Consider the following 11,293-nt stretch of genomic DNA (forward strand, 5'->3'; position numbering starts at 1 on the left):
GAACGGCGCAAGTTCAAGGGAGGAAGCCGCACGGGGCGTACGGTGTGCCTATGGCCGCGAAGGACACCGAGGTCGTCGACATCGACGGCCACCGCCTCAAGCTGACCAACCTCGACAAGGTCATGTACCCGGAGACAGGGACGACGAAGGCCGACATCTTCGGGTACTACTCCGCTGTCGCCGACGCGATGATCCCGCACGTGCGCGACCGGATCGCCACCCGCAAGCGCTGGGTGCACGGCGTCGGGACGCCGGACGACCCGGGCCAGGTGTTCTTCCAGAAGGACCTCGACCAGGCGTCGACGCCCGACTGGGTGCGCCAGGTGACCATCCAGCACTCCTCCGGAGCGAAGTCGTACCCGCTGGTGAACGACCGGGCGACGCTCATCTGGCTGGCGCAGATCGCGTCCCTCGAGATCCACGTGCCGCAGTGGCGGGTCGACCGCGACGGCGAGCGCGAGAACCCCGACCGGCTCGTGCTCGACCTCGACCCCGGCGAGGGCGTCACCCTGCAGGACTGCGCGGAGGTCGCCCGGCTCGCCCGCGCCATCCTGACCGACATGGGCCTCGACCCGATGCCGGTCACCTCCGGCTCCAAGGGCATCCACTTGTACGCGGCGCTCGACGGCTCGCAGACCAGCGACCAGGTGTCCGCGGTCGCGCACGAGCTGGCGCGGGTGCTGGAGTCCGACCACCCCGACCTCGTCGTCAGCGACATGAAGAAGTCGCTGCGCTCGGGCAAGGTGCTCGTCGACTGGAGCCAGAACAACGGCTCCAAGACCACGATCGCCCCCTACTCGCTGCGCGGCCGGTTCGAGCCGACCGTCGCAGCGCCGCGGACCTGGGACGAACTGGAGGCGAAGGACCTGCGGCACCTCGACTACCGCGAGGTGATGGAGCGGGTGAGCCGCGACGGGGACCCGCTGGCCGGGCTCTCGGCCGGTCACGCCTCGGAGCCGGACCGGCTGTCCACCTACCGCTCGATGCGCGACGCGGCGAAGACGCCCGAGCCGGTGCCTGCGGAGCGACCGGAGGCGGGCGACGGACGCTCGTTCGTCATCCAGGAGCACCACGCCCGGCGGCTGCACTGGGACTTCCGGCTGGAGAACGACGGCGTGCTGGTCAGCTGGGCGCTGCCGAAGGGCACGCCGACGGACACCAAGCAGAACCACCTGGCGGTGCACACCGAGGACCACCCGCTGGAGTACGGCGGCTTCGCCGGCGACATCCCGCACGGCGAGTACGGCGCGGGCCACGTCGACATCTGGGACCACGGCGACTACGAACTCGAGAAGTGGCGCGACGACGAGGTGATCGCCACGCTGCACGGGCAGCCCGACGGCGGACTCGGCGGCGTGCCGCGCAGGTTCGCGCTCATCCGCACCGCGCAGGGCGGCGACGAGAAGAACTGGCTGATCCACCTGATGAAGCCGGATGCGGAGCACGGGGAAGCGGAGGAGCCCGCGAAGGGCACGCCCGCGAAGACGGCGGCCGCCTCCCGCCGCCGCTCCCCCGCTCCGCCCATCACCGACCCGCCCGTCTCCCCCATGCTCGCCACACTCGGCTCGGCCGCCGACCTGCACGACGAGGACGAGTGGGCCTTCGAGATGAAGTGGGACGGCATCCGGGCGATCGCCGAAGTGCGCGGTGGCCGGCTGCGGCTGACCACGCGCAACGGCAACGACGTGACCGTCACCTATCCCGACCTCGCCGGCCTGGTCGACCTCGCCGGCGACCACGACCTCGTGCTCGACGGCGAGATCGTCACGCTCAACCCCCAGGGCCGGCCCGACTTCGGGCTGCTGCAGACGCGGATGGGCCTGACGCGTCCCGGCGACGTGCAGGCCGCCCTGAAGCGCGCCCCGGCCCACTACATGGTCTTCGACGTGCTCGAGGTGGACGGCACGAAGCACACCCGCGACCCGTACGAGCGGCGGCGGGAGCTGCTGTTCGAGGTGCTGCATCCGGCGAAGAACGACCCGGTGCAGGTGCCTCCGGCCTTCGACGGCGACCTGGCCCACGCCGTCGCCTCCAGTAAAGAGCTCGGTCTCGAAGGCGTCATGGCGAAGCGGCGCGACAGCACCTACGCCACCGGGCGTCGCTCCCGCTCCTGGATCAAGATCAAGCACCACCTGACCCAGGAGGTCGTGATCGGCGGCTGGACGCCCGGCAACGGCCGCCGCGCGAACACGATCGGGGCGCTGCTGCTCGGCATCCCGGACAGCGACACCCTGCGCTACGTCGGCAAGGTGGGCACCGGGTTCACCGACCGGGTGCTCGACGACCTCGCGAAGAAGCTGAGCGCGCACGAGCGGAAGACGAGCCCGATCGAGGGAGTGCCCTCGGCCGACGCGCGCGGCGCCCACTGGGTGCGGCCGGAGTTCGTCGGCGAGGTGGAGTTCGCCGAATGGACCGGGCCCGGGCGCCTGCGGCAGCCCTCGTGGCGGGGCCTGCGCCCGGACAAGCGCCCCGACCAGGTCGTGCGCGAGTCCTGAGCGCGTCGGCGCGTCAGGCCCCGGTCAGGGGGTGGGCGCGAGGGCGTCGTAGCGCCGGAAGGTGCGCTGGACGCGCACGACCGTCGCGACGAGCACCACGATGAGCAGGCCGCCGAGCAGCGGAGGGAACCACAGGGCCCCGGTCAGCGCCAGGATGCCGACGTAGAGGTCGCCGAGGCGCGGCCCGCCGGTCACCACGACGGTGAAGACGCCTTGCAGCCTCCCGCGCATCACGTCCGGCGCCGACGCCTGCAGGATGGTCATCCGGAAGATCGAACTGACGTTGTCGGCCGCGCCGGACGCCGCGAGCAGCAGGGTGGCGACCAGGAGTGCCGGCAGATTGGCCTCCGCCAGTGACGAGCCGCCTCCGGTCGTGCCGGTGACGGCGACGACCGCCAGCACGGTCCCGAACCCGAGGATCGCGGCGCCGTAGACGACGATCGCGCGCTCCACGGCACGGCCCTGCCAGCGCACGCCGCCGAGCCGGCCCGAGAACACACTCGACGCGAGCGTCCCGACAGCGCCGGCCGCGGTGAGGATGCCAACGGTGAGCGGTCCGCCGCCGATGAGCAGCGCGCCGACCGCCGGGAAGAGCGCGCGCGGCTGTCCGAAAGTCATCGCGATGACGTCGAGCACGAACGTCATGCTGAGGTTCGGCGCCGTGCGCAGGAAGCGCAGGCCCTCCAGCACCGACGCGAGGCCCGCTCCCGTGCGCTCCCCCTCCGGCACGATGGACGGGAGGGTGAAGATGCCGAGGAACGCGGCGGTGAACAGCACCGCATCCACGGTGTAGGTCCACGGGATGCCGACGGTCGCGACCAGCAGGCCGGCCAGCGCCGGCCCGACGGTCACCATGACGCCCATGCTGATGCCGCCGAGCGCGCTCGCGGCGGGCAGCAGGCGGACTGGCAGCAGCCGCGGCGTGATCGCCTGGCGGGTGGAGCCGATCATCACGCCCGCCACGGCGTTGATCGTGGTGAGCACGTAGAGCGGCCAGACCACCGGGACGTGCGTCCAGGCGAGCAGCGCGAGCCCCGCGATCGAGAGCCACGCGACGATCGCGGTGACCAGCGCGACCTTCCGCCGGTCGAACGCGTCGGCGAGCACCCCGCCGTACAGCCCGAATACGATCATCGGCACGAGGGCGAACAGCGCGACGAGCGACACCGCGAGCGTGGAGTGGGTCAGGTCGAAGATGTGCAGGCCGACAGCGACGATGGTCATCTGCGAGCCGATGCCGGAGATCGCGCCGCCCAGCCAGAGCCGGGCGAACGCCGGCGACTCGCGCAGCGGAGAGAGGTCGACGAAGTGGCGACGGGAGGCGAGCGTCTCGCCGGCCGGGACGCCGGGGTCGACGGGCGCGGTCGGGTCCTGCTGCATCGCCGGTTCGGCCGGCGCGGCCGGATCGGGCGCGGCGCCCGGTCGGCGTGCCCCGTCCGCGCTCAGAAGCGAGGCTGCTTGCTGAGCCGGACCGCGGCGGTCGAGAAGACCACGCCCGCCACCATGATCACCACAGTGACCGCCTGGAGCAGCACCTGGAAGAACGGCGCGAACGGCGTCACCGAGACCCAGAGCCAGAGGATGGCGCCGATCAGGGTGATGACGTAGCTGAAGGTGCGGCGGGCGTAGAGCGCGTTCAGCGACACGACGGTGGCCGCCACCGAGACCTGGAAGAACGGCAGGAAGGAGCCGGCGTTGCCGCTCCACGTGGCGACGAGGCTCCAGATGCCCACCACGAGCGACACCAGCACCACGAGCGTGGCGAGGAGGTTGCCGAGGGGGGTCGGCAGCGTGGTCGAGAGGCTGCGGACGAGCGAGCCGTGCTCGTCGTCGGCGGTCGCGTCGTGCTGCTGCTCGTTGGGCTGGGAGATGACGTGCGTGCTCACGTCGACGATCCTACCGCCCGGCGGGAGCGTCTGCAGGAGCTCTCCACAGGCGGAGGCCGTGCCCTGCGGACGTCGTCCACAGCCCGGCGGCCCGCACCGGTTCTCCACAGATCGTGCGCGACCCGGGCCAGGCCGACGCGTCGGCGTAGATTGACGGCATGACCGCACCCCGCCGCCGTTCCCGGCGACACCCCCTCCCGCTCCCCTCGCGCATCAAGCGGGCCGACGCCCGGGTCGCCGCGCGCATCAACCGGCGGACGACGGGCGCCGTCTCCGACGGGTTCTGGCGCACCCTGACCCGGGCGGCCAACCACGGGAAGCTGTGGTTCGCCGCCGCGGCCGTCCTCGTGGCGCTCGGCCGCCCCCGGGCGGCGGTGCGGGGTCTCGCCTCGCTCGGCCTCGCCAGTCTGGTGGCCAATCTCGTGGGCAAGCGTCTGGTGGGCGGCGAGCGCCCGGCGCTCACGTCCATCCCGATCGCGCGCCGGCTCGAGCGGTCGCCCACGTCGCCGTCGTTCCCGTCGGGACACACGGCGAGCGCCGCGGCCTTCGCGACCGGGGCCGGTCTGGAATGGCCGGCTGCCGGGGCCGTGCTGGCTCCGCTTGCCGCCGGGGTCGGCTACTCCCGGCTGCACACCGGCGCGCACTGGTTGTCCGACGTCGCGGGCGGAGCGGCCATCGGCGCCGGTACCGCGATCGTGCTCAAGGCCGTCGCCCCGGCCGTGCGCCGGTCGATCCGGAGGGAAGCGCCGACGGCGCAGACGATCGAGTTGCCGGCGACTGCGACGGGCGAGGGCGTCTTCATCGTCGTCAACCCCGGTTCCGGGCGCGGGGTCGGCAACCCGGCGCCCGGGCCGCTGCTGGGCGACCGCCTGCCGCAGGCGCGCGTGCACGAACTCGGCGACGGCGACGACATCGGCGAGGTGATCGCCCAGGCGTTGCGGTCGGAGGAGCCGCCCACCGTCCTCGGTGCGTGGGGCGGCGATGGCACGGTCGCGGCGGTCGCGCACCATGCCAGGGCCGCGGGCCTCCCGCTGCTGGTCTTCCCCGGCGGGACCTTCAACCACTTCGCGAAGGCGGCCATGCTCGACACGGTCGACAGCACGCTCGCGGCACTGGCGAGCGGCACAGGCCGGGAGGTCGACGTGGCCGAGTTGGAGTTCGCGGACGGCAGCACGGTCACGGTGCTGAACACGGCGTCGGTGGGCATCTACCCGTCCTTCGTCGAGGAGCGCGAGAAGCACGAGAAGCGGTTGGGCAAGCCGATCGCGGCGCTGCTGGCGGCCGTGCGGGTGGTGCGCCGCGGGAGTCCGCTGCAGGTCGAGATCGACGGGAAGCCGCGCCGGGTCTGGTCGGTCTTCGTCGGCGTCGACCGCTACTACCCGGTCACGGTCGCGCCGATCGAGCGGCGCAGGCTCGACGACCACCTGCTCGACGTGCGCATCCTGTTCGCGGACGGTCGTCCGCGCACCCGGGGAGCAGTCGCGCTGGCGTTCGGCGGGCGCACCGACGCCTTCGTCGCCCGCCTGCCGTTCCTGCAGGGCCCACCGGCGCTCGACGCCCGCACGGCGACGGAGATCACCATCGCGGCCGACGGGGACGACCCCGGATACGCGCACGACGGTGAGGCGTCCACAACGACACCCGGCGCTCCGAAGCGGCTGCGACTCCGGCTGCGTCCCTCTGCGCTGCGGGTGTACTCGCCGCGCGAGTGACGCGCGCGGGTTGGCAGACGCGTCGAGCGGGCGTCAGGAAACGGCGGGCATCCGCGCGGGAAGCGGCTCCGGTGCGGCCGGTCCGACGTACCGCGACGACGGCCGCAGGATCTTCCCGTCGGCGGCCTGCTCCAGGATGTGCGCCGTCCAGCCCACCACCCGGGCGGCCGCGAAGGTCGGCGTGAACATCGAGCGCGGGATGCCGCACAGCTCCATGACCACCCCCGCGTAGAACTCCACGTTGGTGTGCAGCTCCCGGCCGGGCTTGAGCTCGGCCAGCAGCTCCTGGACCCGGCGCTCCACCTGCACCGCGAACTCCACGCGCGGGCCGCCGAAGCCCTCGGCGAACCCGCGCAGCATCCGCGAGCGCGGGTCCTCGGTCCGGTACACCGCGTGCCCGAACCCCATCACCCGTCCGCCGTCGGAGAGCGTGTGGCGCACCCACTCGTCCGTCCGGTCCGGCGTGCCGATCTCGTCGAGCGTGTCGAGCGCCCGGGCGGGCGCACCGCCGTGCAGCGGGCCCGACAGCGCCCCGAGGGCTCCGCCGACCGCCGACGCCAGGTCGGCGCCGGTCGAGGCGATCACGCGCGCGGTGAACGTGGACGCGTTGAACCCGTGGTCGATGGCCGCCGTCATGTAGGCGCTCAGGGCGCGCTCCTCCCGTTCGGTCGGGACGCGACCGGTCACGAGGTACAGGTAGCCCGCGACGTGACCCAGGTCGTCGCGCGGCTGCAAGGGCTCCCGTCCTGCGGCCAGCGCGTGCAGCGCGGCGAGCAGCACGGGGGTGACGGCGGCGACACGGATCGCGTCCTCCAGCCGCTGCGCCGGCTCCTCGTCGTACAGCGGCCGGACGCCGTCCGCGGCGGCCACCGCGGCGAGCGCCATGCGCAGCCCGGCCAGGGCGTCGCCGTCGGCGGTCAGCCGGGCGATCGCGGGCAGCAGCGACCGCACCGCGTCGGGCACCGCGCGGGCGGCGCGGATCCGCCCGCGGAACGTGTCGAGCTCTCCGGCGTCCGGCAGCGCGCCGAAGAGCAGCAGGTACCAGGCCTCCTCGAAGGTCCGCTCGCGCGCCAGGTCCACCGCCGAGTACTGGCGGTAGTGGTAGAAGCCCTCGTGACCGCGCACGTCCCCGAGCGCGGTACGCGCCGCGACGACGTTCGTGAGGCCGCGCGGAACGTCGATGAGGGTGTCGTCCATCCTGTCCATGCCGCTAGTCTGAACTGGATCAAACCCACCGTCAACGTTGATCGGATCAATATGGATGACCTTCCCCGCCTGACCGCCGAACAGACCGCCGAGCGGCTCGGCGTGAAGCTGGAGACCCTGTACGCCTATGTCGCGCGCGGGCGCCTCACCCGGGAGCGGACCGCGGACGGCTCCACGTTCGACCCGCTGGAGGTGGAGCGCTTCGCCGCCACGCGGAGGCGCCGGGCGACGCTCGGCCCGGCGCACTCAGAGGGCCGGCCCCTCATGGTCATCGAAACGCGGTTCGCCCTGATCGAGGACGGCGAGCTCTCCTACCGCGCCCGCCCCGTGGCGGACCTGGCGCACGAGCCGTTCGAGACGGTCGCGCACTGGGCGCTCACCGGCGAGTGGACCGATCCGATCCGATTCGCCCCGGGCGCCGGTCTGGAGGCGGCGCGCACCGCCGCCTCCGCCCTCCCCGCCTCGGCCGGCGACCGCGACCGCCAGCTCGTGGCGGTCACCGCCCTCGCCGCATCGGACCCGCTCCGCACGTCCCTCGACCCCGCCGTCGTCGCCACCGCGGCCGAGCGGATCGTGGCCGGGATGGTGGAGGTGCTGCCGCAGCGGACGATGGCGCCCGACTCCGAGGCCGCCGGCACGGCCGCTCTCCCTCCGCTCGCCGCGCGGCTCGCCTCCCACCTCTCCCCGGCGCCGCTCTCCCCAGCCGACCATGCACTCCTGAACGCCTCGCTCGTCCTTTTGCTCGACCACGACATCGCCGTCTCCACCCTCGCCGCGCGGGCCGCCGCCTCCGCGCGCGCCACCCCCTACGGCGTCGTCGTGGCCGGACTCGGCGCGCTCGATTCGCCTCTGCACGGCAACGCCAGCCGCGCCGCTCACCGGCTTCTGGCCCGCGTCGTCGAGGGCGACGACCCCGCCCGCACCGTCGCGGACGCCGTCCTCACGACCCAGGGTCCGGTCCCCGGCTTCGGGCAGCCGCTGTACCCGGACGGCGATCCGCGGGCCCGCATCCTGCTCGGGATGCTCGCCGCCGAACCGCGTCACGCCTGCGTCTCCGCCGCCGTGGCCGCCGTGTCGGCCGTGCTCGCCGACCGCACCGGTGCCCTGCCCAACGTCGACCTCGCGCTCGGCGCCCTGACGCTCGCGACGGGGATGCGCGACGACGCCGGCGAGGTGCTGTTCGCCACCGCGCGCACGGTCGGCTGGATGGTGCACGCCCTCGACGAGTACCGCGAGCGGCCCCTCCGGCTGCGCCCGGTCGGCCGCTACGTCGGCCCCTGAGGATCCATGGGACGCGACACGCCGCTCTGCGTGCGCGCACACGGCGTGTCGCGTCCCCTGGATCGGCAGGTCAGCGCCGCAGCGCCTTCCGCGCCAGCCAGTTGCCCAGGAACTGCGCCGCCTGCACCAGCACGACGATCGTGATGACGGCGATCCAGGTCACGGCCCAGTTGTAGCGCTGGTAGCCGTACGAGATGGCGAAGTCGCCGAGTCCGCCGCCGCCGATACTGCCGGCGATCGCCGAGAGGTCGACGATCGCGACGAAGATGAACGTGTAGCCGAGGATCAGGGGGCCGAGCGCCTCCGGGATCAGCAGCGTCGTGATGATGCGCCACGGGCTCGACCCCATCGCTCGCGCCGCCTCGATGACGCCCGGCTCGATGGTGACCAGGTTCTGCTCCACGATGCGCGAGATCCCGAATGTCGCGGCGATCGTCATCGGGAAGATCGCCGCGGGCGTCCCGAGGAACGTGCCCAGCACCAGCTGGGTGAGCGGCGCGATCGCCGTCATGAAGATGATGAACGGGATCGGCCGGATGAAGTTGACCACCACGTTGAGCACGGTGAACAGCGCCCGGTTCTCCAGCAGGCCGCCGCGCCGCGTCGTGTACAGCAGGACGCCGAGGGCGAGGCCCAGGATGCCGCCGAGCACGAGGGTCGCCACGACCATCCACAGGGTCTGGCCGATGGATTCCAGGTACACCGGCCAGAGTGTCGACCAGTCGGTCATGCGGCCACCTCCTCGACCTCGGTGACGGTGCGGAGTTCGGCGATCAGGGCGTCCACATCCCCCGGCTCGCCGAGGAGCTCGAGCGTGAGACTGCCGAACGAGCGGCCCTGCAGCGCCGAGATGCCGCCGTAGACGATCTCGAACCGCACGTTGTGCCGGCCGACCGCGTCCGAGAGCACCGACCCCAGACGTCCGTCGTCGTGGATGCGCGCCGAGACGATGCGTCCTGCGTGCTTGCCGCGGAGGCGCTCGATGTCGGCCTCCCCCGGCTGGTTGCGGAGCACCGTGCCGACGAAGCGCTGCGCGGTCGGGGTCTGCGGCGCCGAGAACACCTCGAACACGCTCCCGGACTCGATCACCCGCCCCGCGTCGAGCACGGCGACGCGGTCGGCGATCGAACGGACCACCTCCATCTCGTGCGTGATGACGACGATGGTGACCCCGAGCTCGCGATTGACCCGCGCGAGCAGCGCCAGCACGTCGGACGTGGTCTCCGGGTCGAGCGCGCTCGTCGCCTCGTCGGCGAGCAGGATGTCCGGGTTCGTCGCGAGCGCCCGCGCGATGCCGACGCGCTGCTTCTGGCCGCCGGAGAGCTGGTCCGGATAGCTCCACGCCTTGTCCGTGAGGCCCACGAAGGCGAGCAGCTCCGTCACCCGCTGCTTGCGCTTGTCGGCCGGCCAGCCCGCGACCTTGAGCGGGTAGGCGATGTTGCCGAACACCGTGCGCGAACGGAACAGGTTGAACTGCTGGAAGATCATGCCGATGCCGGCGCGCACCCGGCGCAGCTCGCGCTCCTTCAGCGTCGTGAGGTCGCGTCCGTCGACGATCACGGAGCCCGCCGTCGGATGCTCCAGCGCGTTGATGAGCCGCACGAGCGTGCTCTTCCCCGCGCCGGAGTAGCCGATGATGCCGAAGATCTCGCCGCGGCCGATCGTCAGGTCCAGCCGGTCGACGGCCGGAACCGCGGCGGCACCGGAGCCGAAGCTCTTGGTGACGCCGCGGAACTCGATGATCGGCGAGGCGCCCGTGCTCTCGGGGCGTTCTGGGCGCTCGGGCACTACTGCGCCGCCCGGATGGTCTTCTCGAGCCCGTCGAGGATGTCGACCAGGTCGGACTGCGGGCGGTCGACGATGACGGCGGTGTTCTTCGACTCCGCGAGCACCGCGTCCGTCACGGCCTTGGTGTGGTACAGCTCCGCGATCTTGAGGTAGGTCTTGTTGTCCTTGTCCTTCTCGCGGGCGACGAAGGCGTTGATGTACGGCTCGGCCGCGGACGACTTCGGGTCGTCCTGGAAGAGGGCCGACTTCGGGTCGATGCCGGCGGTGAGCGCGTAGTTGTTGTTGATGATCGCGCCGTCGGCGGAGCTCAGGGCGGGAGCGGTCTGTGCGGCATCGACCGGAATGACCGTGACCTTGGAGGCGGCGGCGTCGATGTCCGCCGGCGTCGCCAGGCTGCTTCCGCCGTTCTTCAGCTTCAGGAGCTTGGCCTCCTGCAGCACGAGCAGGGCGCGGGCCTGGTTGGTCGGGTCGTTCGGGATGGCGATCTTGGCGCCCTCCGGGATGTCGGCGAGGGTCTTGTGCTTGGTCGAGTAGAGCGGAAGCGGCACGACGAGGGTCGCTCCGATCGGGACCAGGTTCTGCTTGGCCTGGACGTTGTAGTTCGCGAGGAACTGCAGGTGCTGGAACTGGTTGAGGTCGAGCTGCCCGTCGGCGAGCGCCGGGTTCGCCTGCGTGTAGTCGCGGAAGTTGACGGTCTGGATGTCGATGCCCTCCTTCGCCGCCTCCTTCTTCAGCACGGCCCAGTAGGGCGAGGAGGCCTCGGTGGTGCCGATCTTGACGGTGACGCTCTTGGCGGTGGCGGAGCCCGCGCCGGTGAGGTTCACCACCACGAGGACGATCGCCACGATGACGGCGACCACGGCGATCCCGATGCCGACGAACAGGCCCGTGCGGGAGTGCTTCGGCTTCTCCGGGAGGGCGGGGG

General features: G+C 72.3%; 9 protein-coding genes. 3 read left to right on the top strand and 6 right to left on the bottom strand.

From position 1 onward, the window contains the following. Positions 1-50: 50 nt before the first annotated feature. Positions 51-2,495, top strand: a complete 2,445-nt coding sequence (locus HNO83_RS19255; protein ID WP_175339151.1) for an ATP-dependent DNA ligase — start codon at positions 51-53, stop codon at positions 2,493-2,495. Between the two features lie 24 nt (positions 2,496-2,519). Here the strand turns inward: HNO83_RS19255 and HNO83_RS19260 are convergent, their stop codons facing one another. Then, a complete protein-coding gene (locus HNO83_RS19260) occupies positions 2,520-3,875 on the bottom strand; it encodes an MFS transporter (protein WP_249776873.1) in 1,356 nt (451 codons plus the stop codon). A gap of 62 nt (positions 3,876-3,937) precedes the next feature. Beyond that, positions 3,938-4,381, bottom strand: coding sequence for a hypothetical protein (locus HNO83_RS19265; protein ID WP_175339152.1), 444 nt, complete (start codon positions 4,379-4,381; stop codon positions 3,938-3,940). Between the two features lie 158 nt (positions 4,382-4,539). On the opposite strand from HNO83_RS19265, the gene HNO83_RS19270 reads away from it, so the two are divergent. Then, complete coding sequence (locus HNO83_RS19270) at positions 4,540-6,093, top strand: bifunctional phosphatase PAP2/diacylglycerol kinase family protein (protein ID WP_175339153.1); 1,554 nt, start codon at positions 4,540-4,542, stop codon at positions 6,091-6,093. Positions 6,094-6,126: 33 nt separating this feature from the next. Here HNO83_RS19270 and HNO83_RS19275 read toward each other — a convergent pair whose 3' ends face one another. Continuing rightward, positions 6,127-7,299: a citrate synthase gene (locus HNO83_RS19275; RefSeq protein ID WP_175339154.1), complete on the bottom strand. Its 1,173-nt coding sequence runs from the start codon at positions 7,297-7,299 to the stop codon at positions 6,127-6,129. 51 nt (positions 7,300-7,350) lie between these two features. Here HNO83_RS19275 and HNO83_RS19280 point away from each other — a divergent pair, with 51 nt between their 5' ends. Further along, positions 7,351-8,580 carry a citrate/2-methylcitrate synthase gene (locus tag HNO83_RS19280; RefSeq protein ID WP_175339155.1) on the top strand — a complete coding sequence of 410 codons (1,230 nt, stop codon included), beginning with the start codon at positions 7,351-7,353 and terminating at the stop codon, positions 8,578-8,580. 70 nt (positions 8,581-8,650) lie between these two features. Here the strand turns inward: HNO83_RS19280 and HNO83_RS19285 are convergent, their stop codons facing one another. From HNO83_RS19285 to HNO83_RS19295, 3 genes are all read right to left on the bottom strand, one after another. Further along, positions 8,651-9,310, bottom strand: coding sequence for a methionine ABC transporter permease (locus tag HNO83_RS19285; protein WP_018191426.1), 660 nt, complete (start codon positions 9,308-9,310; stop codon positions 8,651-8,653). After that, positions 9,307-10,368: a methionine ABC transporter ATP-binding protein gene (locus HNO83_RS19290; protein ID WP_175339156.1), complete on the bottom strand. Its 1,062-nt coding sequence runs from the start codon at positions 10,366-10,368 to the stop codon at positions 9,307-9,309. Before HNO83_RS19290 ends, HNO83_RS19285 begins: the two co-directional genes overlap by 4 nt. Then, a partial coding sequence (locus HNO83_RS19295) for a MetQ/NlpA family ABC transporter substrate-binding protein (RefSeq protein ID WP_249776874.1) occupies positions 10,368-11,293 on the bottom strand: 926 nt, incomplete at its 5' end. The genes HNO83_RS19295 and HNO83_RS19290, both read right to left, overlap by 1 nt.

The sequence above is a fragment of the Leifsonia sp. C5G2 genome, assembly GCF_013359685.1.
In the GTDB taxonomy this organism is placed as follows: Bacteria; Actinomycetota; Actinomycetes; order Actinomycetales; family Microbacteriaceae; genus Leifsonia.